This window comes from Yoonia sp. 72, from assembly GCF_034652275.1.
Taxonomy (GTDB): Bacteria; Pseudomonadota; Alphaproteobacteria; order Rhodobacterales; family Rhodobacteraceae; genus Yoonia.
Genome location: NZ_JAXIWG010000001.1, coordinates 417,205 through 439,797, shown reverse-complemented (window position 1 = coordinate 439,797; position 22,593 = coordinate 417,205). Strand labels below are relative to the sequence as shown.

Here is a 22,593-nt window from a genome sequence, read left to right as displayed (position 1 = left end):
CAGCGCAAAAGGAACGGAGCTACCCCATGACCACCGATGACCGGATCATCGCCATTATCGCCGAACAGGCCATGCTGGAACCTGGCGACATCACGCTGGACGCATCGCTTGCAGATCTGGGGATCGACTCTTTGGGGTTGGTGGAATGTATCTTTGCAATCGAGGAAGCCTTCGACATCTCGGTGCCGTTCAACGCCAATGACCCGACCGCCAGCGCCTTTGACATCTCGTCGGTGGGCGCGATCATCGCGGCGGTCAAGCAGCTGCAAGCAGAACAGGCAGGCTGATGGCGCGTGTCGTCATTACCGGGGCAGGGACGATCAACCCGATTGGCGCGGATGTGCCTGCGACCTTAGCCGCCATGCGCGAAGGGCGCTGCGGGATCGGCCCGCTGGATATTCCAGATGTGGATAGGCTGGCCATCCAGATCGGTGGCCAGATCAAGGGCTATGCCGAAACGGACCATTTCAACCGTCAGCAAATCTCGCTTTACGATCGGTTCACGCAGTTCACACTGCTGGCGGCGCGTCAGGCGATCGGGCAGTCGGGCCTGACCTTCACCGGCAGCCTTGCGGACCAGTCGGGCGTGATCTTTGGCACCTCGGGTGGCGGGCTGAACACACAGGACGAAAACTATCGTGCCGTCTATGAAGAGGGCAAGAACCGCGTACATCCGTTCATCGTGCCCAAACTGATGAACAATGCCGCGGCCAGCCATGTGTCGATGGAATGGAACCTGCGCGGGCCGACATTCACCGTGGCCACCGCCTGCGCCTCGTCCAACCATGCGATGGGGCAGGCGTTCAACATGATCCGCTGCGGCATGACCAAGGTCATGATCACCGGCGGGTCAGAGGCGATGCTGTGTTTCGGCGGGATTAAGGCCTGGGAAGGGCTGCGCGTGATGTCCAAGGACGCGTGCCGTCCGTTTTCGGCGACCCGCAACGGCATGGTGCAGGGCGAGGGCGCGGGTGTTTTCGTGTTCGAGGATTACGACCACGCCCGCGCACGCGGTGCGGATATCCTGTGCGAGGTGATCGGTTTCGCGATGACCTCGGATGCCTCCGACATCGTGATGCCCAGCAAACAGGGGGCGGCGCGCGCCATTGCGGGGGCTGTCAGGGATGCGGGCGTGCCGCTGGATTCGGTGGGTTATATCAACGCGCATGGCACCGGCACGGCGGCCAATGACAAGACTGAATGTGCCGCGGTCGCGGACGTCTTTGGCGCACATGCCGACAAGCTGATGATATCGTCCACCAAATCCATGCACGGGCATCTGATCGGCGGGACAGGTGCGGTCGAACTCTTGGCTTGCATCATGGCGCTGCGCGACGGGGTGATTGCCCCCACCATCGGCTATGAGGAACCTGACCCCGAATGTGCGCTGGACGTGGTCCCGAACGTGGCGCGCGACGCCAATATCGACGTCGCGCTGTCCAATGCTTTCGCCTTCGGCGGGCTCAACGCGGTGATCGCGCTGCGCCGCTTCGCTTAAGGGACTGGTGTCAGATTGTTGAAACCGGCGGTAAAGCCCGCCAGCGACATGGTCAGCAGGAATTCTTCGTCAGGTGCCGCGGCAGGCACAAGCCGCAGTGTCGCGGTCGCACCGCTTTTGAACGCGTCGACTTCGGCTTGGGTCAGGCCGATCCGAGCGACGCAACCCGCAGCATTGCAGAAACTGAACGGATAACGCCGGGCCTCGCCGCTATCGACCGACAGCGTCAGTTGCTGGGTCAGCAAGGTTTCAAGCGGCACCACGACATTGGCGCCGGCGACCGCTTGCCCGCCTTCGGGCAGACGGAACAAGTTGAATTCCGCCACAGGGTCATCATCGGCATTCGTCAGCAACTGGTAAAGATTGCAGCGGTCGTCCTGCCCTTCAGGCGCGCGGATGCAGCGGACTTCCCAGTCGCCGTGGTTGTCGGCGACATAGATCTCGCCTGCGCGCGGCCCGATAGGCTCGCCCAGATCAAGCGCGTCGGCGGTTGCGGGCGCTTGCGGGGCTGTGTCGTCCTGCCCGATGGCCTGCGTGCCAAGGGTCAGAAGGCCCGCGAGTGTAAGTGCGGTCATGGTCGTGCGCATTGGGAAAGATCCTGTTCTGTTTGCTCGCCGATCTACCATGGCGACAAGGCAGTGTCAGGGACAAAAAGCGGGGCCTTGGCGGTCTTTTGCCAAGGGGAAATTCCATGCCTGACACGAAAAAAGGGCCCGTCGCCGGACCCTTTATTTTTTCTCCCTGTCGGACTTGGCCGACTAATTGGGCATACGCTACGAAATGGTCATGTCGTCGTCAACAGCTAATCCGACGCTTTTGCAGGGGGATTTGGCTGAAAAAAAGCCGCACCCGAAGGCGCGGCCAGTCCAACAGGGAGAAGAGCAAGGCGACCATGACGCACCTTGCCGTTTTAATCTGGCAGAGAAACCTTAAGAATGTATTTTGCGAATAGTCAGGTCCAGAAGGGGTACATCGGGTGGAGCATATTTTTATCGGCGGCGGTGGTGACGGCTATGGCGCGCCGCAGGTGCTGCGGCTGGACAAGGCCAACCGGCACGGACTTGTTGCGGGCGCGACGGGCACTGGCAAGACCGTGACCTTGCAGATCATGGCCGAGGGATTTTCGGCTGCCGGTGTGCCTGTGTTTCTGTCTGATGTGAAAGGCGATCTGTCAGGGCTGGCACAAGCCGGATCGGTGGATGGCAAATTGCACGAACCCTTTACCAAACGCGCGGCGACCATCGGGCTCGACCTGCAATATGGCGCGTTCCCCGTGACCTTCTGGGACATTTTTGGCGAGCAGGGGCATCCGATCCGCGCGACAGTTGCCGAAATGGGCCCTTTGCTGCTGGCGCGGCTGATGGATTTGTCGGACGTGCAGGAAGGTGTTTTGAACGTCGTCTTCCGCGTCGCCGACGAAGAAGGCCTGCCGCTGCTTGACATGAAAGACCTCCAAGCGCTGCTGCTGTTTGCGGGGCAGAACGCGCGTGATCTGTCGCTGCGCTATGGTAATGTGACCACCGCCTCGATTGGCGCGATCCAGCGGCAGCTGTTGGTGCTGGAAAATCAGGGTGGCGCGGCCTTGTTCGGGGAACCGGCACTGGATCTTGCGGATATGATGCGCCTGCGCGACGGGCGCGGCGAGATCAACATCCTTGCCGCCGACCGTCTGATGGGATCGCCGCGGCTTTATGCGACGTTTCTTTTGTGGCTGCTGTCGGAACTTTTCGAGGAACTGCCCGAGGTCGGCAACCCCGACAAACCCAAGCTCGTATTCTTTTTCGACGAGGCGCATCTGTTGTTCAACGGTGCCCCCCGCGCGCTGGTGGAAAAGGTCGAACAGGTCGCGCGCCTGATCCGGTCCAAGGGGGTCGGGGTCTATTTCGTCACGCAAAACCCCGCCGATATTCCCGACACCGTGCTGGGCCAGCTTGGCAACCGCGTGCAGCATGCGTTGCGGGCCTTTACGGCCAAGGACCGCAAGGAACTGAAATCCGCCGCTGAAACCTATCGCGACAATCCCGCCTTTGATACGGCCGAAGCGATCCAGCAGGTCGGCACCGGTGAGGCGGTGACGTCGTTTCTGGACGCCAAGGGCATCCCCGAACTGGTGCAACGCACGTTGATCCGCCCGCCTGCGTCGCATCTGGGCCCGATCGACGCGGTGACCCGTGCGGGGATCATGGCCGCATCACCGATGGCGGGCAAATACGATGTGACGGTGGACCGTGACAGCGCGCATGAAATGCTGGCGCGTCGTGCTATCGAGGCCGCTCGTGCCGCCGAAGTGGTTGAGACGGACACACCGGAGTTTTCGGCCGGTCGCCGCTACACCCCCGCCACGAAAGCCAAGCCGCGCGCATCGCGTGGTGGCGATGCGTCCTTTGGTGGCGCGCTGGCCGATGTGGTGGTCAAGGAATTGAAAGGGACAACCGGCCGCCGCATCGTGCGCGGCATCCTTGGGGGATTGTTCAAAGGGCGCTAAGGGGCGCTGCCCCGTCCCGGACTTGATCCGGGACCCCCTCCCGGACTGCGTCCGGGAAAAGGTGAGTATTTTTGGCAAAAAAGAAGTGGCAGGCTTTTCTAGAGCTTGCGAATCTTCAAGGTGGCGATGCGGTTTTCTTCTTTCGAGAGCACCTCGAAGCGGAAGCCGTGGAAAGAAAACACCTGCCCGACCACGGGGATCATCTGCGCCTCGTGGATCACCAGACCCGCGACGGTATTGGCCTCGTCGTCGGGCAATTGCCAGTCATGGGCGCGGTTGAGGTCGCGGATCGTGATGCCGCCATCGACGATATAGGCCCCATCGGCGGTCGCGGCGATCTGGTCGGGTTCGGGTTCGTCGAATTCATCCGCGATCTCGCCCACGATTTCCTCGAGGATATCCTCGAGCGTGATCAAGCCTTCAAGCCCGCCGTATTCATCAACCACCAGCGCAAAATGCGTCTTGCGCTTGAGGAAATTGCGCATCTGGTCGCCCAAGGTTGTGGTTTCGGGGACGAAATAGGGCGGCATCGCGACCTTCATCACATCGAAAGCCGCAAGCCCCTGTCCGTCCACCGTGCCGCCGCTGAGAAGTTTGTGCATCGCGCGCAAAAGATCCTTGGCGTGGATCACGCCGACGATGTTTTCGGGATTGTCGCGGTAGAGCGGCAGGCGGGTGTGCTGGCTTTGCAAGATCTGCGCCAGAATATCCTGCGCGGGCAGGGCGGCATCGACCATTTCGATGCCCGAACGGTGCAGCATCACCTCTTCCACGGTGCGTTCGTTCAGGTCGAGCGCGCCCAGAATCCGGTCGCGGTCTTCCTTTTCGACCCAGCCTTCGGCATGGCCCAGTTGCAGGGCCCCCGCGATTTCCTCGCGCACGGCAAGGATGTTGCTGTCGGGATCGGTGCGCACGCCGAAAAGATAAAGCACGCCGCGCACCAGAAACCGCACTGCAGAGACAATCGGTGAAAACACCAGGACGATCACCCCGATAGGTCGCGCCACGGCCGAGGCCACCTTTTCGGGGTTTGTGATCGCGAAGGTCTTTGGCAGCACTTCGGCAAAGATCAGCACCAGCAGCGTCATGATCAGCGTGGCGGCGGCGACACCGTTCTGGCCGAAGACCTTGGTCAGGATCGCGGTGGCAAGCGAGGTGGCCAGAATGTTGACGACGTTGTTGCCCAGCAGCACTGACCCGATCAGGCGTTCGTTGTCCTCGGTCACCTTCAACGCCTGTTCGGCCCCTTTGGACCCTTTGTCGGCGGCAGAGCGCAGCTTGCCGCGCGATGCGGCGGTCAGTGCGGTTTCAGAGCCGGAAAAGAAGGCAGACATGAAAAGCAGGACGACAATGGCCGCTGCCGTGGCCCAGAATGCCGCATCAAGTGTCGAGGTTTCCATTTCACGCTTTCAGATGGTTCGTGTCTATATTGCTTGCGCAGGCGTCCGCTTCAAGGCTTCGCGGTCTTTGCCAGCGGATGGTGTTGCAGGACAAGATCACTCAGCCGCTGGTCCAGCACATGGGTATAGATCTCGGTCGTGGCGATATCGGCATGGCCCAGCATGGTCTGGATTGAGCGCAGGTCGGCCCCGCCCGCCAGCAGATGGGTTGCAAACGCATGGCGCAGTACATGCGGTGTGACCCTGTCGGGGTGCAGTCCGGCGGTTGCGGCAAAGCCTTTGATGAGCCCGAAAAAGGCGTGCCGCGTCAGATGGCCCGCTTTGCCATGCGAGGGAAAGAGGTATTTCGATGCTGGCTTACCTGCCTTGCGCGCGGCCTCCTCGGCCTGATCACGCGCGGCCAGCCATGCGGCCATGGCGGTACGGGCGGGCGGTGACAGAGGCACCAGCCGTTCCTTGCCGCCTTTGCCGCGCACCAGAAGCATCCTTGGATCGCCGCGCGCGGCGGCCACGGGCAGGCTGACCAGTTCGGTCACACGCATGCCTGTCGCATAAAGCAGTTCCATCAGGCAGGCATTGCGCAGCCCGTCGCGGGGGCTGGTGCGCGCGGCGTCAAGCAGGCGGTCCACCTCGGACAGGTCCAGCGTTTTGGGCAGGCGTTGCGCGCGGCCTGGACCGGTGATCTGCATGGCGGGATTGTCAGCGCGCCAGCCTTCGTCAAAGGCAAAGCGGAACAGTTGCTTGATCGCTGACAGCCGCCGTGCGCGGGTGGCTTTGGCCAGTCCTTCGGCCTCGCAATCGATCAGGTAGCTTTCGATCTGGTCTTGCGACACCGTGCCGAATTGCAGCCCCTTGTCGCCCAGCCATCCGGCGAACCCTTGCAGGTCGCGTGCATAGGCCAGTTGCGTATTGGTCGCGGCATCCCGTTCGGCGGCCTGTGCTTGCAGAAAGGTCTGCACCCAGCGCGCCATGCTGGCAGGGCCTTGGGTCACGTCGCGCGGTCCAGGATCATCAATTCGAGCGACGCGCGCCGCGCCACATCGTCAAGTTCCAGTAACAAAAACAGCGCCAGCGCATCGGTCAATGACCGAGCCTCGCCTGCGTAGCCTTCGTTGAAAAGGCTGATCGCACGCAGCATCGCCTCTCCGGTTTTGCCGTTGGCGACAAGGTCCTGCAATTCGACAGGGGCGGGGGCGCCGTCAAAGGCTGCCTGAATAGCCAGCGCACGGGGCGAGGTCATCGGCACATCCTGCGGGCGACCCAATGCGATGGCGATCAGGAACGGATCGAAAGGGTCACCGGCCGCCGCCAGCCGTTCGGCGACAGCGCGGTAGTCCTCGGACAGCAGGCCCACGCGGTTTGCGATTTCATCGGCCTCGCCGCGCAGGTCCATCTCTTGCAGGGCGCTGCTGTATAGCTTGGCGAAAGGCACTTCGGTGCGGGCCTGTTTCATCGCATCCCACGCGGCGGGCAAATGGCGTTCCACGCCTTCGGCGTCGCTGGCGGTGATCGCTGAATCGAGGCGGATCACTGCTGCCGCGCGGTCCCAGATGCCGCCCGATGCGGCGGGTCTGCGCGCGGTATAGAAGTTTTGCAGCACGTTTTCGGGCACAGCGCCGCGACGCGCCAGCCGTTCGGCAGCCTCGAGCTGGGCTTTCCACGCGTTGTTGCCGCGCAGATCGGCATGGGCAAAGGCCAGCGGCAGCCCCGAGGTGACCAGCGGTTCGCCAAAGGCTTCGAACAGCCGGAATGTCAGCGGGGTAACATCGCTGGGCGCAGGCAGCGGTGCTTCGCCTTCGAAAAGTTCGGGGTCAAGGAAACGCGCCAGCATATCGGCTTCGGACAGGGTAATGTCGCCCAACACGCGGTGCGTATTCAGCGACAGCACCGCAACAGGCCATTGGCCGCCGCGCGCCAAGCAGAAAATCCGTGCGGCATAGGTCGGGGCCAGCGCGGGGGTATCGTTCATCACCGCGCAGGCGGCGTCTTCGGTGCCGGTCAGAAGCGACAGATCGAACCAGCGTTGGAACACGGCAGGGGTATCGGGCGTGGCAAGCTCGATCAGCGCCTTGGCCTGTTCCACCGCGCCAAGGTCGACCAACTTGTCGACACGCGCCAGAAACACTGCGCCGTCTGGTCCTGCCCCCAGCGGTGGATCGGCGCGGGCCTGCATCAGGACCTTCACGAATTCCACGATGGTCGGTAACGATTCGTGCCGGTCTGACCTGATCAATTCGACCAAGGCCTGTTCATCACTGGACGACCAGATGTTGCGCGGCAATCCGGTGACATCCGATGGCAAAAGCCCGATCGGGTCCTTGGACAGCCCGCCCAGCGGCGTGACATTGATTTCGGGCGCAAGTGCGCTGTCGGTGACGGGCGGTTCGTCGGGAAGGGTGGCGGTGGTCGCCTCCTGTGACAGCCAGTCAATAGAGGACAGTGGGTCCTGCGCTATGACAGGGCCCGCGACCAGCATCAAAAACGCTGTGATCGTGCTAGTTTGCCTCAAGCGTGACAGGGCGCGTCACCTCCTGTGCGGGGGCGGCGAAATCCGACGGGAACAGGATGGGACCGATATAGGCATAGCCGACAAGGCCAATCGCCAGAAGAATGATCAAAAAGATCAGTAATTTAATGAACCGCCACATTGCCTGCCCCGCTCTGCCGTCGATGATAAGTGATCTGCGCGCCACTTTCAGCGCCGTTTATATATGGTCTTTCAGGCAATATCACGCCATTCATTCACAAATATTTCAGGTCGGCGTCAGCTGGCCGAAACGGAACGAAAGGAAAGGCATGGCAGGCGGGGCAGCATATCGGCTCAAACGCTCGGTGGTGCTGGTTGGCATGATGGGGTCGGGCAAGACCGCGATCGGCCGGGCGCTGGCCGCGATGCTGGATGTGCCTTTCGTCGACAGCGACGCCGCCATCGAAGAGGCCGCAGCCCTGAGCATCGCAGAAATCTTTGCCCGCGATGGCGAGGCTTTCTTTCGCCGCCGCGAAACCGAGGTGCTGCGCCGCCTGCTGGGTGGGCCACCGGGGATCATCTCGACGGGGGGCGGTGCGTTTCTGGCCCCCGAAAACCGCGAGACGATCGCGCGGGACGCTATCGCCATCTGGCTTGATGCCGATCTGGAAACACTATGGGAACGGGTCCGCCACAAAGATACGCGCCCCTTGTTGCGCACGCCTGACCCCAAGGGGACGCTCGCCGCCTTGCTGGACCAGCGGCGCGAGGTTTATGCGCAGGCGGGTCTGCGGCTGCCCATCGCCTTTCACGCCTCGATCGAAGAGACGACGCAAGATGCGCTGCGCCTGCTAGCGACGCGCCCCGATTATCTGGAGACCCTTTAAATGACCGCCAAAGTCCATGTCGATCTGCCCGGCCGGGCCTATGACATCCATATCGGCCCCGGCCTGATCGCGGAGGCGGGCGCGCATTTGGCGGCATTGGGCGGGCGGCGGCATGTCTGCATCGTCACCGATGAAAACGTCGCAGCCTTGCATTTGCCTGCCTTGCAGGCCGCACTTGCGGCGGCGGGGCTGACCTCGGACGCATTGGCCCTGCCTGCGGGAGAGGCCACGAAAAGCTGGGCGCAGTTGGAACGTGTGGTCGAATGGCTGCTGGCACAGAAGGTCGAACGCAAGGATTGCGTCATCGCCTTTGGCGGCGGGGTGATCGGCGATCTGGTGGGGTTTGCCGCCGCGATCCTGCGTCGCGGGGTGCGCTTTGTGCAGATGCCGACCAGCCTTTTGGCACAGGTCGACAGTTCGGTGGGCGGCAAGACGGGTATCAATTCACCGCACGGCAAGAACCTTGTCGGTGCATTTCACCAGCCCGCGCTGGTGCTGGCCGATACCGCGCTTTTGGGCACGCTGCCGCGCCGCGATTTTCTGGCGGGCTATGGCGAGGTCGTCAAATACGGGCTTTTGGGCGATGCGGCTTTCTTTGACTGGCTCGAAAAATCCGCTCGCGGCATGGCGGCGGGCGATATGGAGGCCCGCGTGCGCGCTGTCACGCGGTCTTGCGAGATGAAAGCGGGGATCGTTCAGCGCGACGAAACCGAACAGGGCGAGCGTGCGCTGCTGAACCTTGGCCATACGTTCTGTCATGCGCTGGAACAGGCGACAGGCTATTCCGACCGGCTGTTGCACGGCGAAGGTGTGGCCATCGGCTGCGCGCTGGCGTTTGAATTATCCGCGCGTCTGGGCCTGTGCAGTCAGGAAGATCCCAGCCGCGTGCGCGCGCATCTGCGCGACATGGGGATGATGGTCGATATCGCGGATATCGCAGGCGATCTGCCTGATGCTGATGCGCTGCTGGATCTGATGGCGCAGGACAAGAAGGTGCAGGACGGCAAGCTGCGCTTCATCCTTGCGCGCGGGATCGGAGAGGCTTTAATCACCTCGGACGTGCCGCGCGACGCGGTGCGCGCGCTGCTCATGGATGCGCTGGCGGACCGCTAGACCCTGTCATCCTCGTCGTCGTCAAAGGTCAGCTTGATCCCGTATCTGCGGGCGAAATGGATGAACAGCGGGATTTCCATCAGCATCATCGTGATGATGGTGAACAAGGCCCAGTTGCCGTGGAAAAGCAGCATGTTGAAAGACACACCCGTTCCCCAGAACCACGCCCCCGCGACGCAAAGCGCCAGCACGCTTAGCACAAAGTCGACCGTAACGATGCGGTTTGCGGTTTTTTCACGCAGGGTCGGATAGATCCCGTAATAGGCGATCCCGAGGATCGTTGCATTCAGGATCAGGATCTGGAGTTCGGGCGTGGTCTGCATGCCGGATCAGAACGGGATTTCGTCGTCCATGTCGCTGCCACCGCCCGACGGGCCACCATAGCCGCCATCGTTGTAGCTGCCGCGCCCACTGCCTCCGCCGCCGTTGCCAGACCCGTAATCGCCGCCGCCGCTGTTGCCGCCGCCGTCGCTGCGCCCGTCAAGCATGGTCAGCGTGCCGCCCAGCCCCTGCAACACGACTTCTGTCGAATAGCGGTCGGCACCGGACTGGTCCTGCCATTTACGGGTCTGCAGCTTGCCCTCGATATATACCTTGGAGCCTTTTTTCAGATATTGCTCGGCCACGCGGACCAGACCTTCCTGAAAGATCGCGACCGTGTGCCATTCGGTTTTTTCGCGGCGTTCGCCGGTGTTCTTGTCTTTCCACGTCTCGGACGTGGCGATGCGCAGGTTTGCCACCTTGCCGCCGTTCTGAAAGCTGCGGATTTCCGGGTCGGCGCCAAGATTACCGATAAGAATGACTTTGTTCACTGATCCGGCCATGTCGTGCCTCCTTCGATTCTGTTGGCGCTTTTGTGACAGACACCGGATGCCACAACAAGGTTAACGGTTGCTTGCTATCCCCTGATCTGCGTCGGGGCTTGGTCGGTACGCGCGTTTGAGATAGGATATGGCGATCAGAACGCAGGACGCGTAGATGCGACAGTCGAAATTTTGTGCAGGCGCGCTGGTTTGCGTCTTGGGGACGACGCTTGCGGCGCAGGACCGCGCGACGATGTTCCAGAATCAGCTCAAGGTGCTCGATGGACGCGCGGCCGAACAGTATTCCCGCTCGATCAGCCTGCAACCGCCCAGCGTGACCGTGCCGCCCGCGATGGCCGCCTATCAGGGGCGCTACAGCGGGCCTTATCTGGATCTGGCGCGGTCCGCCGCCCTGCGCCACGGCGTGCCGGAGGATCTGTTTCTGCGCCTTGTGCAGCAGGAAAGCGGCTGGAACCCGCAGGCCGTATCCCACAAGGGGGCGATCGGGCTGGCGCAGCTAATGCCCGAAACCGCGCGTGATCTCGGCGTCGATCCGCGCGACCCGCAGGCCAATCTGGACGGTGGCGCGCGTTATCTGCGGATGCAGTTCGACACGTTCGGCACATGGCCGCTGGCGCTGGCGGCTTATAACGCAGGTCCTGGTGCCGTGACACGCCACAGCGGCATCCCGCCCTATCCTGAAACCCAAGGCTATGTTGTGGCAGTCTGGGGCCAGTAGGTCATTCCGCCGCGATCTGGATGACAGGCTCCATGCCCGCCAGTGTCGCATCGTCGAGATGGCATTTGATCTGGTGACCAGGGGCGAGCGCGCGCACCGGCGGCACCTCTTTTTCGCACAAGCCATTCGGGACCTGCGCTTTCCAGCCGCAGCGCGTCTGGAACGGACAGCCCGGCGGCGGGTTCATCGCCGACGGAATCTCGCCTTCGAGCACGATGTGCTTTTTGGTCACCCGCGTGTCGGCGATGGGAACAGCGGACAAAAGCGCCTCGGTATAGGGGTGATAGGGGGGCGAAAACACCTGATCGGTGGTGCCCAGTTCCACCACATGCCCCAGATACATCACCATCACACGGTCTGCGAGATAGCGCACGATGGACAGGTCGTGGCTGATGAACAAGAGCGTCGTGTTATGTTCGCGCTGGATATCCATCAAGAGATCCGTCACCGCCGCCTGCACCGACACATCCAGCGCCGAGACCGGCTCATCCGCCACCACGATCCGCGCATCGCCCGCAAAGGCGCGCGCGATGCCGACGCGCTGTTTCTGCCCGCCCGACAACTGGCGCGGCATCCGGTCGGCAAAGGCGCGCGGCAGTTTTACCAGATCGAGCAGCTCCAGCATCCGCGCGCGGCGTTCCGCGTCGGTTTTGCCGATCCCGAAGATTTCCAGCGCACGGATGATCTGGCGGCCCACACTCATCGACGGGTTCAGCGTGTCAAAGGGGTTCTGGAACACCATCTGGATGTCGGCGACATTCTTGGTGCTGCGTTTTTCAATCGGCACATCGCCGATGGATTGATTGTCGAGCAGGATCTGCCCGTCCGTCGCGGTTTCCAGCCCCATCAGCACCTTGGCAAAGGTAGATTTGCCGCAACCGGATTCGCCCACGATGGCCAGCGTCTCGCCCTCGCGCGCCTCGAAGCTGAGGGTCTCGTTGGCCTTGACAACCTTGCGGTCGCCGCCGCCAAACAGGGCATTGGCCGCAACCTCGTAATATTTCTTAAGGTTCTCCATCTTCAGCACGACCTGACCGGGGGCGTGTTTGACCTTGGTCGCAGCGGCGGTGACAGGCGCGTACCAGTCGATTTCGGTATTGCGGATGCAGCGCGTCTGATGACGGTCGTTGCCTGCGACCTGAGCCATCGGGATCACCCCCTGATCGCAGCGCCCGGCTTGGAAATAATCGCAACGCGGGCCGAAATTGCACCCCTGGGGGCGTTCATGCGGCAGCGGGAAATTGCCGGGGATCGCGACCAGCGGGCGGTCGTTCTTGTCGGCACCGGGCAGCGGGATCGACCGGAACAGGGCCTGCGTATAGGGGTGCTGCATGTCGTCGAAGACATCGGCGATGCTGCCACGCTCGACCGCCTCGCCCGAATACATCACGCAGATGCGGTCGCAGGTTTCCAGCACAAGTCCAAGGTTGTGGCTGATGAACAGCATCGAGGTGCCGTATTTGCGGCCCAGATCCTTGACCAGCTGCACCACCGCCGCCTCGACCGTCACATCTAGCGCGGTTGTCGGTTCATCAAGGATCAGCAGCGAGGGTTTCGACATCAGCGCCATGGCGATCACGATGCGCTGCTGCTGGCCGCCAGAGAGTTGATGGGGATAGCTGTTCAGGATGCGTTTGGGATCGGGCAGTTTGACGTCAGTCACAACCTCCAGCGCGCGGGCATAGGCTTCTTTCTCGCTGACTTTTTCGTGGATCAGCGGCACTTCCATGAGCTGCTTGCCGATCTTCATGGCGGGGTTCAATGACGCCATCGGTTCCTGATAGATCATCGCGATCTTGCTGCCGCGGATCTCGCGCAGGCGGGCGGGGGACATGGTGTTCATCTCCTCGCCCTTGAACTTGATCGACCCGCCGACAATGCGCCCGTTGGCCCCGAGATCCTGCATCACCCCCAAGGCCACGGTAGATTTCCCACAACCGGATTCACCCACAAGCCCCAGAGCTTCACCCGGCATGATGGTGGCCGAGAAATCCATGACGGCCGGAATCTCGCGCAGTCGGGTGAAGAACGAGATCGACAGCTTGTCGATTTCAAGGATGGGTTGGTCCGTCATGGCGGGGTCCTTCATGTGGGGTATGCGATCCCCTGAAACGGCGGAAAATCGGCATAGGCCGCGCGGCGAGCCTCTGGCGGCACGGGGGGCGGTCCGTTTGGTGCCGTCAGGTTGCCACGCGGTGCGGCAAAGCTGCCGATGCGGCGTTCGGGTTTTTCGCGCCAGCCAAGGTTGAACGCCGCCCGTTTGGGAAAGAACTGGATTTCATGAAAATCGAGGTGGTCGTAGAGCCACCACGCCAGATCGCGCCAGTCACGCCCCTCGGCATAGCGGCGCGCGAACCACGGGATCACGACAGAGGCGGAAGCCCCCATATTCCCTGCCGCGTCGCGTTGGTCCCAGATATGGGCGGCACGATTGGCCTCGTTCGAGGAACAGCTTTTATATACCCTTTGCCCGTATTCATTCACCGCGGGCGCGCGGTAGGCGGAGCGCACCACGATGGGCCCAAAGGTGGCGACCAGCGGTTCCAGCAGGTCCTGCGCCAGCCTGCGTCCGCTTTGCACGGCAAGCACCGGATCGTCGGGGATGTTCTGCAACCCGTGGACCGACGCAATCTCGCTGTAGAGAAAGTCGCGCATAAAGAAATGCGCCGACAATTGCTCGCGGCCAAACTTTTCGAGCGTGCGCACCGAAGCGGGTTTGCCGCGATAGGACGGCTCCGGCAGACTGGATGTATCATCCACCGGCATCAATCCTTCAGGCTTTCTTCGCGCAATCCGTCAGCAAGCAGGTTCAGCCCCAGCACGAGACTCAGCAGCGCGATGGCGGGCGGCAGGGCGGGGTGGATGAAGATCAAGAGCAGCTTGCGCCCTTCGTTGATCGTCGTGCCCCAGTCGGGGCTTTCGGACGACAGACCCAGACCGAAGAACCCGAGCGTCCCAAGCAGGATCGTCGTATACCCGATGCGCAGGCAGAAATCGACGATCAGCGGCCCGCGCGCATTGGGCAGGATTTCCCAGAGCATGATGTACCAAGCCCTCTCGCCGCGGGTCTGGGCGGCGGCGACATAATCGCGCGTGCGCAAGTCCAGCGTCAGGCCCCGCACGATGCGGAACACCGTGGGCGCGTTCACAAACACGACAGACACGAAAACCACCAGCACCGAGATATCGAACAGGTCCATCCATGCGGGCAGAAAGTCGATCACCGTGCCGCGCGCGTTGATGGCCGACAGGTAAAGCCAGCCGAGGATACCCAGCACCGGCACCATGATCGCGGTGCGCTTGGCCGGTTGCGTGTAATAGCGGGTGTTGATCAGCACGCCGATAAAGATCAGCGGAAAGGCAAACAGAAACGCCGCCATATAAGACGGGATGCCGGTCTGCACGATTTCCGGTGTGACCAGCAGGTAGAACAGCAGGATCACCGGAAAGGCGAGGATCAGGTTTGCCGCAAAGGACAAGGCTGTATCCAGCTTGCCACCATAGTATCCCGCCGGCAGGCCCAAGGTGATGCCGACCATGAAGGCAAAGATCGTGGCGAGCGGCGCAATCGCGATGACAAAGACCGACCCCACCATGACGCGACTAAAGATATCACGCGCAAGGTTGTCGCCGCCCAGCAGGTAATGTGGGATCGCCCCTTGGGTGCCTTCGGGGGCCACGACGCCGGGCAGGGCATTTTTCAGCCCCGACACCTGCCGCAGGTAATCATGCGTGACGATCATGTCGAACAGGCCCACGAAAGCCGCGACATAGACCCAGAACATCACCAGCGCGAAACCGATCATGCCCACGGTGCTGTCGAAGAGCTTGCCGTATAGCCCCAGCTGCCGCTTGAACCGGATCGACAGCGCGAAGGTCACAACCAGCGCGATCCAGACCGGCAGCAGGCGGCGCGTGATCTCGCCCAAGATCCCCGCACTGCCGTAGGGCATGACCAAAGGCACGACGAGATAGGCCAGCAGCACCGCGACGACCGCCCAGAACAGATAGCCTGTTGCTGTTTCCAAAGTCCCCAGCAATCCGCCGCGCGCCTGCAACGTGCCGTCGGGATTGGCCTGCAAGGTGACGGGTGCCGTGAACAGCCGCAACACCGATTGCACCACAAAAACGACCGCAAAAAGCGCTGTGCTGATCGCAAGGGCAGGGTTCAGAAACACCCCCAGACTGCCTGTCCATGTCAAAGGCTCCATAGGGTCCTCCTTTATGCGATGCGGATGCGCGGGTTCAGAAACACATAGCCGATGTCGGAAATCAGCTGTGTGGTCAGCACCACGAAAACGGAAACGATGGAAACACCGAGCAGCAGTTCGATGTCGTTGTTGCTGGCCGCCTGCACCAGCGTCCAGCCGAAACCCTTGTAGTTGAACAGGGTCTCGACGATCACGACGCCGTTCAGCAGGAACGGGAATTGCAGCATTATGACGGTGAAAGGCGCGATCAGCGCATTGCGCAGCGCATGGCGCAGCACGATCTGAGAGAATGCGACACCTTTCAGGCGGGCGGTGCGGATGTATTGCGCAGTCATCACCTCGGTCATGCTGGCCCGCGTCATCCGCGCGATATAGCCCATGCCGTAAAGGGCGATCGTCAGGACCGGTAGAAAGAAATTCTCGAAATTGGCATCATCCATCGCGGCCGTGGCCGTGCCTTTGAACCATTGCATCCCGAAGGTCGCGGTCGCGAAGACCGAGATGAACACAACGCCCGACACATATTCCGGCGTCGCGGTTGACAGGATCGACACGGTGGATAGGCTGCGGTCGGTGCGCGAGCCTTCGTTCATGCCCGCCAGCACGCCGATGATCAAAGCACCCGGCACCATCAGCAGCATGACCCAGAACATCAGCTTGCCGGTCAGACCCAGACGGGTTGCAATGATGCTGCCCGCGTCGTCACGGAACACGGTCGAATAGCCCCAGTTGCCTTGCAGGATGCCGCAAAACGTCGTTGCCTCGGCAATGTCCTGCCCGCCCGTGGCGCAGCGCGCACGCATCTGCCCGTCGGTGCCTTCGATCACATAGCCCGGCAGCACACCCAGCCATTGGCCGTATTTGACCGGCAAGGGTTGCAGATAGCCGTTATTGCCCAGATAGGTCAGCACCGCCTCGTCGGACATGCGGAAATTGCCTTGGGTCTTGGCCAGCTTTTCCAGATTTGGGAAAAGGTTTGTCAGCCAGAAGACGATAAAGGTCAGGCAAAGCGCCGTCAGGATCATGATCCCGATGCGCCGCAAGATGAATAGTCCCATAAAGGCCCCTGTCGCTTGCTGTGATCAAAGCTGCGCGGTGCGAAAAAGGCCGCCCTTGTCAGGGCGGCCTATTCGTCAGATCACGCCGCGATGCCGATCTTGTAGATATGCGGCAGGTAGGCGATGTTCATGTCCCAGCCCACGAAACCGGGCTTGGCATGCCGGTAGATCGTGCGCCAATAGGGCTGCAGGGTCACACCTTCGTCGGTCATGATTTCCTGCAACCGCTGCATCACGGCGCGGCGGTTGTCAGCATCGGGGATCGCATTCGCCTCGGCCAGCAGGGCATCGAATTCGGCGTTGGAAAAGCCGCTTTCGTTCCATGCCTCGCCCGACCGGTAGGCCAGCCCCAGCGTCTGCGTGTCGATGGGACGGTGGTTCCAGTCGGTCGAGGAGAACGGATATTCCGTCCAGTCATTCCAGAAGGTCGCCCCCGGAATGATCGTGCGCTTCACGTTGAAGCCCGCGTCGCGCAGCTGGGCCGCGACAGCGTCGGTCGTGTTCTTGCGCCAGTCGTCGTCGATGGAAATCAGGTCCATCTCGAAATCGGCCATGCCGGCCTCTTGCAGCAGTTCCAGCGCGCGGGCGGGATCATGCGGCATCGCGGGCACATCGGCCCATGCCGGGTGCATGGGGCCTACGTGCTGGTTGCGGGCCACTTCGCCGCGACCGGCGTACCCCAGTTCCAGACAGACGGCATTGTCGACGGCCATCGCGATGGCCTGGCGCACGCGCTTGTCGGCATAGGGGCGCACACCGTCGATTTCTGCGCGCTGGTTGGGCCGGATGCAGATGGTCGACGACGACGCGACCGAGGATTCCTCGAACCCGAGGCTGTTGAAGATATCGACGAAATCGCCCACGGTTTCATAAATGATATCGACTTCATCAGCCGCAGCGGCAGCCACCCAAGCCGACGGGTCCGTGCCATAGTCGATATATTCAATCCGGTCGAGATAAGCGCCCTTGCCTGCGGCATAGCCCCACCAGTCGTGGTTTTCATTGCGCACCAGCGTGGCACGGATACCAACTTCGACGGTTTCGGGCAGGTAAGGCCCTGTGCCCACGGGGTTTTCCAGCATCGTATCGGCGTTGAAATCCGCAGGGGTGATGGCGGCTGGATAATCCGACATGCCCGCGATCAGCGTGATATCGGGGGCGGGCAGGTTCAGTTGCACGGTGTGTTCGTCGATGACCTCGATCGCGCCGTCCAGGGCCTGACCGGTCTCGGAATTGATGATCGCGGAGAAACGCGCGGCCATAGAATTGCCCTCGACGGTGGTGTCGCACCAGCCGGTGATATTGCGCGCCACATCCTCTGCGGTGAACGGCGTGCCGTCGTTCCATGTGACACCCTGACGGACCTTCAGCACATAGACGGTGGCGTTGTCGTTGACCTCCCAGCTTTCCAGCAGCATGGGCTGAAACGTGCCATCGTTGTTGTATTCCACGAGATATTCGAGCCAGCCTGCGGTCACATAGGTGATCTGCGGCCAGTCAAAGGCGCGCGGTTCCTTGACGGCGCGGACTTCCATCTGCATGCGGACCGTGCCGCCTTGCTGGACCTGCGCGTTGGCAGCGGTGGGTACGGCCAGCCCCAAAAGGCCGTAAGCAGCAGGCACGCTGATCCCCAGCGCGGTTGTGCGCGCCATGAATTCGCGGCGGCTGAGCTTGCCTGCCTTTTCGTCGCGGGCATATTGCAAGGCGATGGGATGCATCGCTTGATCGTGCTTGGTCATGGGTCTCTCCCTGTAAAGGCGATCGTAATATTATTGGCGCTGACGTGGTTTATGCCGTCACGCGCAACCCCAATGAACGGGTTGGCCCCATAGCGCCGTATTTCAGCCCGTGCGTCAACAGCGGCGTTGCAGCTAAATTGCCAAAAAGCGACCTTACCAAGTCACAAAAGCGACATACGCCTCTTTTGTCCCAGCAAGAGCAGAAACTTAGCGCGCGAAACTGCGTGCGTTGGCACGCCGGAAATCCGACGGCGTCTGGCCGGATTTGTCCTGAAAGCTGCGGGTGAAATAGGCGGCCGAATGAAAGCCCAGCATGTCCGCGATCTGGTTGATCGGGGTCGCTGTGTCGCGCAGCAGCACGCAAGCCTCGTAATGGATGCGGTCATGCAGTAGCGCCAGCGCAGAACGCCCTGCGACCTGCTGGCAACAACGCGCCAGATGCGTAGGCGTGACACCCAGTTCTGCGGCATAGCTGCCGACACCGCGATCAAGCCGGAAATCGCGTGCAATCAGTTTGGTATAGCGCGCGACCAGCTTGGCCGCTGCACTGTCGCGGCGGCTGTCGTTGGGGGTCGCGACCTGCGCGCGTGCCTGCCGGTCCATGAAGATCGCAAGCAGCCCGAGCCATAGGTCGGCGGCCTTTGGGTTTCCTGACGGTTGCAGTTCGCGTTCGATCTGGTCGAAATACTGCGCTGCTTCCTTTTGCAGCCAGACATCCATCAGCCGCAGATGCACGGGCAGGGCGGGCCAGTCGGCGGCGTCGGGGATGGTCAGGATCTGGCCATGCACGCTGGCTCCGACCTCGATGCCATACATCGTCTGTGGCGGCAGATAGATCAGGTTGTTGGGGCCATAGCCGTTGGTCAGGCCCGCCACGGTCACGCGGCCCTGACCTTTGGTGATCAGGATCAGCCGCGCGGTCGCGTGGCTGCGCATTGCTTCGGTGCGCCAGCGCATCGCGGGGCCGGCATGGGACAATGGCGCCAGCGCAAGCGCTGACGGGACGTGCTGCATCAAGCTCATGAACCTTGCCTCAAGGTTTTGTTTTGCCTGATTCTGTCGCCAATCCCGCCACCGATCAATCCGTTAATATTACCGCAGGAGGAGTGTTGCAGAAATATCAGGATTGTCGGCGCGCAACGGGTGCCATGCCTTGTGGCGCGCGCGAAACCACGTGCGCTGGCGCTTGGCATACTGCCGCGAGGCGATGATCGCGGCCTCGCGCGCTTGCGGTAGGGTCATCTGCCCTTGTAGATGCGCGATCAGTTCGGGTGCGCCGATGGCCTTGGCCGATTGATGCGCGGGGTTCCAATGCGGCAGCATCGCCTGCGCCTCGTCCAGCGCGCCTGAGTCCAGCATCATATCGAACCGCCGCGCGATCCGGTCGTCGAGCCAGTCTTTGGGCGCATCCAGCGTGATCGCCACCGTCCGGTCCAGCGGCAAAAGCGGCGCAGGCGTCGCATCCTGCCAATCGGCCAGACTGCGGCCTGTGGCGCGCCGCACCTCCCATGCGCGCTGCACCCGCATCCGGTTGTGCAGGTCGATCCGATCACGGGTCGCGGCATCCAGCCCAGCGATCAGATTGGGCAGGGCGATGCGGTCCGCCTCGGCGCGGATTGCGTCGGGTGTTGCGGGGATTTCGGCCAGACCGCAGGTCAGCGCGTGAAAATTCAACCCCGTCCCGCCCACGATGATCGGGCGCGCGGGTCCTTGCAGCAAAGGCGCCAGATCGCGCAGCCAGTGCCCCACAGAATAGGCCGCATCAAAAGGCACATGCCCATAAAGCGTATGCGGCGCACGGGCCAGATCACTGTCAGATGGCCGCGCGGTCAGCACCTGCCAGCCTGCGAACACCTGCAAGGCATCGGCATTCACGATGATCCCGCCTTGGCGCTGCGCAATCTCCAGCGCCAGCGCGGATTTGCCGGACGCGGTGGGCCCGGCGATCAGCACGGGCATATCGGGGGCGATGGTCAACATGCGCCATCCATACCGCCGAGACCCGACAAGCGCCATTGAACCTCGACCCGTTTTGCGACATTTTGCGCCAAACCGGCGCGACAGGGGAATTCCATGACCGAAAAAGCAAAAACCACCTATAAACGCGTCATGCTGAAAATCTCGGGCGAGGCGCTGATGGGCGACACGGCCTTCGGCCTGCATCCGCCCACCGTGCAGCGCATCGCGCGCGAGGTGAAATCTGTCCATGACCTTGGTGTCGAGATCTGCATGGTCATCGGCGGCGGGAATATCTTTCGCGGGCTGCAAGGCAGCGCACAGGGCATGGAACGCACGACCGCCGATTATATGGGGATGATCGCGACCGTGATGAACGCACTTGCGATGCAATCCGCGCTGGAAGAACTGGGCATCCATACCCGCGTGATTTCCGCCATCACCATGAACGAGGTGGCCGAGCCCTATATCCGCCGCCGCGCCGTGCGGCACTTGGAGAAAAAGCGCGTCTGTATCTTCGCCGCAGGCACCGGCAACCCCTATTTCACGACCGACACGGCGGCGACGCTGCGCGCCAATGAAATGAACTGCGAGGCGATCTTTAAAGGCACCAAGGTTGACGGCGTCTATGACAAGGACCCCGTCAAACACGCCGATGCCGTACGCTACGATGTCGTTAGCTACGACGAGGTGCTGCAAAAGCATCTGGGCGTCATGGATGCGAGCGCCATCGCGCTGGCGCGTGACAACAACCTGCCGATCATCGTGTTCTCGCTGGATGAACCGGGCGGGTTCAAAGGTATTCTGGCAGGCGAGGGCACCTATACCACCGTGCGGGATTAACCCTCGGTCTATACAATAGGGCGGCTTTGCCTTAGAGGACATCAACGCCGCGCGTGACGAAGGAAGAGCAGGAAAATGGCTGACGATTTTGAACTCGATACCGACGATCTGGCCCGCCGCATGGACGGGGCCATCGCCAATCTGCGCGTCGAACTGGCGTCCCTGCGCACAGGCCGCGCGTCCGGGTCGATGCTGGAGCCGATCATGGTCGATGCCTACGGATCGCCCACGCCAATCAACCAGGTCGGCACGGTGAACGTGCCCGAACCGCGGATGGTGACAATCAACGTCTGGGACAAGGCGTTGGTAGGTAAGGTGGAGAAAGCAATCCGCGACAGTGGGTTGGGGATCAATCCTCAACTCAATGGCACGATCATCATGCTGCCGATTCCCGAATTGAACGAAGAACGTCGCCGCGAACTGACCAAGGTCGCGGGCAACTATGCCGAACAGGCCCGCGTCTCGATCCGCAACCTGCGCCGCGACGGGATGGACCAGATCAAGAAAGCCAAGGCCGACGGTCTGTCCGAGGATGACCAGAAATTCTGGGAATCCACCGTGCAGGAACTGACCGACACGCATATCAAGCTGGTCGACGAGACGCTCGAGACGAAACAAGCGGAAATCATGCAGGTCTGACACCTGCCGAAAGGGGCCGTGATGCGCCAAGAGCTTGACACGACGACCGGCAACGGCCCCGCCCATGTGGCGATCATCATGGATGGCAATGGCCGTTGGGCGCAGCAACGCGGGCGGCCGCGCCTGTTCGGCCACCACGCCGGTGCGCGCCGCGTGCGCGAGGTGCTGCAAGCCTGCCCCGAACATGGCGTCAAATACCTGACCCTGTTCGCCTTTTCGACAGAGAATTGGAAACGCACCCAGACCGAGGTTGCGGGCCTGATGCTGATGTTTCGCAAATATATCCAGCGCGAGGCGCAGGCGCTCTTGGACAACGGCGTGCGCGTCCGGTTCATCGGTGACCGCATCCGGCTGGATGAAAAGCTGGTCAGTTTGATGGACGAACTTGAATTGCTGACCGCAGGCAATGATCTGATCCACCTGACCATCGCGCTGAACTATGGCGGCCGGGACGAGGTGACACGCGCCGCCAAGCGCCTTGCCTACGAGATCGAGATGGGCCGCCTGACCCACAAGGATGTCGATGCCGAAACACTGGCGCGCTTTCTTGACACCCATGTTCTGCCCGACCCCGACCTTGTGATCCGCACCAGCGGCGAGGCGCGGATTTCCAATTTCTTGCTCTGGCAGTCGGCCTATGCGGAATATGAATTCGTCGACACGCTCTGGCCTGATTTCACCGCTGCTGAATTCGGGCGTGTGCTGGCCAAATACGGGCAGCGCGAACGCCGCTTTGGCGCCGTGCTGGCCTGAGC

23 protein-coding genes are annotated in these 22,593 nt (G+C 61.9%); 9 read left to right on the top strand and 14 right to left on the bottom strand.

From position 1 onward, the window contains the following. Positions 1-26 precede the first annotated feature (26 nt). Together VCK47_RS02290 and VCK47_RS02285 are read left to right on the top strand one after the other, a co-directional pair. Positions 27-287, top strand: coding sequence for an acyl carrier protein (locus tag VCK47_RS02290; RefSeq protein ID WP_322889109.1), 261 nt, complete (start codon positions 27-29; stop codon positions 285-287). Beyond that, entirely contained in the window at positions 287-1,498 is a 1,212-nt protein-coding gene (locus tag VCK47_RS02285; RefSeq protein ID WP_322889108.1) for a beta-ketoacyl-[acyl-carrier-protein] synthase family protein, read from the top strand. The genes VCK47_RS02290 and VCK47_RS02285 overlap by 1 nt, the downstream gene beginning before the upstream one ends. Here VCK47_RS02285 and VCK47_RS02280 read toward each other — a convergent pair. Next, the gene (locus VCK47_RS02280; protein WP_322889107.1) at positions 1,495-2,085 is read right to left on the bottom strand and encodes an invasion associated locus B family protein; all 591 of its coding nucleotides are present in this window, start codon (positions 2,083-2,085) and stop codon (positions 1,495-1,497) included. The genes VCK47_RS02285 and VCK47_RS02280 overlap by 4 nt on opposite strands. 389 nt (positions 2,086-2,474) lie before the next feature. On the opposite strand from VCK47_RS02280, the gene VCK47_RS02275 reads away from it, so the two are divergent. Beyond that, positions 2,475-3,983: a helicase HerA-like domain-containing protein gene (locus VCK47_RS02275; protein WP_322889106.1), complete on the top strand. Its 1,509-nt coding sequence runs from the start codon at positions 2,475-2,477 to the stop codon at positions 3,981-3,983. Between the two features lie 98 nt (positions 3,984-4,081). Here the strand turns inward: VCK47_RS02275 and VCK47_RS02270 are convergent, their stop codons facing one another. From VCK47_RS02270 to VCK47_RS02255, 4 genes are read right to left on the bottom strand one after another with little or no spacing between them, the layout of a single operon-like run. Next, entirely contained in the window at positions 4,082-5,383 is a 1,302-nt protein-coding gene (locus VCK47_RS02270; RefSeq protein ID WP_322889105.1) for an HlyC/CorC family transporter, read from the bottom strand. Positions 5,384-5,433: 50 nt separating this feature from the next. Next, positions 5,434-6,354 carry a site-specific tyrosine recombinase XerD gene (locus tag VCK47_RS02265; protein WP_322890007.1) on the bottom strand — a complete coding sequence of 307 codons (921 nt, stop codon included), beginning with the start codon at positions 6,352-6,354 and terminating at the stop codon, positions 5,434-5,436. Between the two features lie 17 nt (positions 6,355-6,371). Further along, positions 6,372-7,859, bottom strand: coding sequence for a hypothetical protein (locus tag VCK47_RS02260; RefSeq protein ID WP_322889104.1), 1,488 nt, complete (start codon positions 7,857-7,859; stop codon positions 6,372-6,374). Between the two features lie 19 nt (positions 7,860-7,878). Further along, positions 7,879-8,031: a hypothetical protein gene (locus VCK47_RS02255; protein WP_322889103.1), complete on the bottom strand. Its 153-nt coding sequence runs from the start codon at positions 8,029-8,031 to the stop codon at positions 7,879-7,881. A gap of 148 nt (positions 8,032-8,179) precedes the next feature. Here VCK47_RS02255 and VCK47_RS02250 point away from each other — a divergent pair, with 148 nt between their 5' ends. Further along, a complete protein-coding gene (locus VCK47_RS02250; RefSeq protein WP_322889102.1) occupies positions 8,180-8,737 on the top strand; it encodes a shikimate kinase in 558 nt (185 codons plus the stop codon). Continuing rightward, entirely contained in the window at positions 8,738-9,850 is a 1,113-nt protein-coding gene (aroB, locus tag VCK47_RS02245; protein WP_322892266.1) for a 3-dehydroquinate synthase, read from the top strand. On the opposite strand, the gene VCK47_RS02240 is transcribed toward aroB, so the two are convergent. Further along, the gene (locus tag VCK47_RS02240; protein ID WP_322889101.1) at positions 9,847-10,173 is read right to left on the bottom strand and encodes a hypothetical protein; all 327 of its coding nucleotides are present in this window, start codon (positions 10,171-10,173) and stop codon (positions 9,847-9,849) included. The two genes, aroB and VCK47_RS02240, sit on opposite strands and share 4 nt — an antisense overlap. Positions 10,174-10,179: 6 nt before the next feature. Beyond that, entirely contained in the window at positions 10,180-10,674 is a 495-nt protein-coding gene (locus tag VCK47_RS02235; RefSeq protein ID WP_322889100.1) for a single-stranded DNA-binding protein, read from the bottom strand. Positions 10,675-10,828: 154 nt separating this feature from the next. Between VCK47_RS02235 and VCK47_RS02230 the strand changes: the two genes are divergently transcribed. Continuing rightward, positions 10,829-11,392 (top strand): lytic transglycosylase domain-containing protein, encoded by a 564-nt coding sequence (locus VCK47_RS02230; protein WP_322889099.1) that lies wholly within the window; start codon positions 10,829-10,831, stop codon positions 11,390-11,392. Position 11,393: 1 nt separating this feature from the next. Here the strand turns inward: VCK47_RS02230 and VCK47_RS02225 are convergent, their stop codons facing one another. The 7 genes from VCK47_RS02225 to miaA all read right to left on the bottom strand — a co-directional run bounded on the left by VCK47_RS02225 (position 11,394) and on the right by miaA (position 20,416). Beyond that, the gene (locus VCK47_RS02225; RefSeq protein WP_322889098.1) at positions 11,394-13,466 is read right to left on the bottom strand and encodes an ABC transporter ATP-binding protein; all 2,073 of its coding nucleotides are present in this window, start codon (positions 13,464-13,466) and stop codon (positions 11,394-11,396) included. 11 nt (positions 13,467-13,477) lie between these two features. Continuing rightward, positions 13,478-14,098, bottom strand: a complete 621-nt coding sequence (locus VCK47_RS02220; protein WP_416236659.1) for a hypothetical protein — start codon at positions 14,096-14,098, stop codon at positions 13,478-13,480. 59 nt (positions 14,099-14,157) lie between these two features. Next, positions 14,158-15,603: an ABC transporter permease gene (locus VCK47_RS02215; RefSeq protein WP_322889096.1), complete on the bottom strand. Its 1,446-nt coding sequence runs from the start codon at positions 15,601-15,603 to the stop codon at positions 14,158-14,160. A gap of 11 nt (positions 15,604-15,614) precedes the next feature. Beyond that, a complete protein-coding gene (locus VCK47_RS02210; RefSeq protein WP_322889095.1) occupies positions 15,615-16,661 on the bottom strand; it encodes an ABC transporter permease in 1,047 nt (348 codons plus the stop codon). Positions 16,662-16,741: 80 nt separating this feature from the next. Beyond that, entirely contained in the window at positions 16,742-18,400 is a 1,659-nt protein-coding gene (locus VCK47_RS02205) for an ABC transporter substrate-binding protein (RefSeq protein ID WP_322889094.1), read from the bottom strand. A gap of 207 nt (positions 18,401-18,607) precedes the next feature. Beyond that, on the bottom strand, positions 18,608-19,423 hold the full coding sequence (locus tag VCK47_RS02200) for an AraC family transcriptional regulator (RefSeq protein ID WP_322889093.1): 816 nt from the start codon (positions 19,421-19,423) through the stop codon (positions 18,608-18,610). A gap of 69 nt (positions 19,424-19,492) precedes the next feature. Then, the gene (gene miaA, locus VCK47_RS02195) at positions 19,493-20,416 is read right to left on the bottom strand and encodes a tRNA (adenosine(37)-N6)-dimethylallyltransferase MiaA (protein ID WP_322889092.1); all 924 of its coding nucleotides are present in this window, start codon (positions 20,414-20,416) and stop codon (positions 19,493-19,495) included. 57 nt (positions 20,417-20,473) lie between these two features. On the opposite strand from miaA, the gene pyrH reads away from it, so the two are divergent. The 3 genes from pyrH to uppS all read left to right on the top strand — a co-directional run bounded on the left by pyrH (position 20,474) and on the right by uppS (position 22,591). Then, positions 20,474-21,199, top strand: a complete 726-nt coding sequence (pyrH, locus tag VCK47_RS02190) for a UMP kinase (protein WP_322889091.1) — start codon at positions 20,474-20,476, stop codon at positions 21,197-21,199. 75 nt (positions 21,200-21,274) lie between these two features. Beyond that, the gene (gene frr / locus VCK47_RS02185) at positions 21,275-21,838 is read left to right on the top strand and encodes a ribosome recycling factor (protein WP_322889090.1); all 564 of its coding nucleotides are present in this window, start codon (positions 21,275-21,277) and stop codon (positions 21,836-21,838) included. A 21-nt stretch (positions 21,839-21,859) separates the two neighbouring features. Beyond that, a complete protein-coding gene (uppS, locus tag VCK47_RS02180; protein ID WP_322889089.1) occupies positions 21,860-22,591 on the top strand; it encodes a polyprenyl diphosphate synthase in 732 nt (243 codons plus the stop codon). Positions 22,592-22,593: the final 2 nt, after the last annotated feature.

Bases quoted from the DNA above. Each gene is read 5' to 3' on its own strand.
- VCK47_RS02225 (WP_322889098.1), bottom strand. From the start codon at position 13,466: ATGACGGACCAACCCATCCTTGAAATCGACAAGCTGTCGATCTCGTTC.
- VCK47_RS02285 (WP_322889108.1), top strand. From the start codon at position 287: ATGGCGCGTGTCGTCATTACCGGGGCAGGGACGATCAACCCGATTGGC.
- VCK47_RS02260 (WP_322889104.1), bottom strand. From the start codon at position 7,859: ATGCTGGTCGCGGGCCCTGTCATAGCGCAGGACCCACTGTCCTCTATT.
- VCK47_RS02255 (WP_322889103.1), bottom strand. From the start codon at position 8,031: ATGTGGCGGTTCATTAAATTACTGATCTTTTTGATCATTCTTCTGGCG.
- VCK47_RS02215 (WP_322889096.1), bottom strand. From the start codon at position 15,603: ATGGAGCCTTTGACATGGACAGGCAGTCTGGGGGTGTTTCTGAACCCT.
- VCK47_RS02265 (WP_322890007.1), bottom strand. From the start codon at position 6,354: ATGGCGCGCTGGGTGCAGACCTTTCTGCAAGCACAGGCCGCCGAACGG.
- VCK47_RS02280 (WP_322889107.1), bottom strand. From the start codon at position 2,085: ATGCGCACGACCATGACCGCACTTACACTCGCGGGCCTTCTGACCCTT.
- VCK47_RS02235 (WP_322889100.1), bottom strand. From the start codon at position 10,674: ATGGCCGGATCAGTGAACAAAGTCATTCTTATCGGTAATCTTGGCGCC.
- VCK47_RS02270 (WP_322889105.1), bottom strand. From the start codon at position 5,383: ATGGAAACCTCGACACTTGATGCGGCATTCTGGGCCACGGCAGCGGCC.
- VCK47_RS02230 (WP_322889099.1), top strand. From the start codon at position 10,829: ATGCGACAGTCGAAATTTTGTGCAGGCGCGCTGGTTTGCGTCTTGGGG.
- uppS (WP_322889089.1), top strand. From the start codon at position 21,860: ATGCGCCAAGAGCTTGACACGACGACCGGCAACGGCCCCGCCCATGTG.
- VCK47_RS02200 (WP_322889093.1), bottom strand. From the start codon at position 19,423: ATGAGCTTGATGCAGCACGTCCCGTCAGCGCTTGCGCTGGCGCCATTG.
- frr (WP_322889090.1), top strand. From the start codon at position 21,275: ATGGCTGACGATTTTGAACTCGATACCGACGATCTGGCCCGCCGCATG.
- aroB (WP_322892266.1), top strand. From the start codon at position 8,738: ATGACCGCCAAAGTCCATGTCGATCTGCCCGGCCGGGCCTATGACATC.
- VCK47_RS02205 (WP_322889094.1), bottom strand. From the start codon at position 18,400: ATGACCAAGCACGATCAAGCGATGCATCCCATCGCCTTGCAATATGCC.
- VCK47_RS02240 (WP_322889101.1), bottom strand. From the start codon at position 10,173: ATGCAGACCACGCCCGAACTCCAGATCCTGATCCTGAATGCAACGATC.
- VCK47_RS02210 (WP_322889095.1), bottom strand. From the start codon at position 16,661: ATGGGACTATTCATCTTGCGGCGCATCGGGATCATGATCCTGACGGCG.
- VCK47_RS02250 (WP_322889102.1), top strand. From the start codon at position 8,180: ATGGCAGGCGGGGCAGCATATCGGCTCAAACGCTCGGTGGTGCTGGTT.
- VCK47_RS02290 (WP_322889109.1), top strand. From the start codon at position 27: ATGACCACCGATGACCGGATCATCGCCATTATCGCCGAACAGGCCATG.
- pyrH (WP_322889091.1), top strand. From the start codon at position 20,474: ATGACCGAAAAAGCAAAAACCACCTATAAACGCGTCATGCTGAAAATC.
- miaA (WP_322889092.1), bottom strand. From the start codon at position 20,416: ATGGCGCTTGTCGGGTCTCGGCGGTATGGATGGCGCATGTTGACCATC.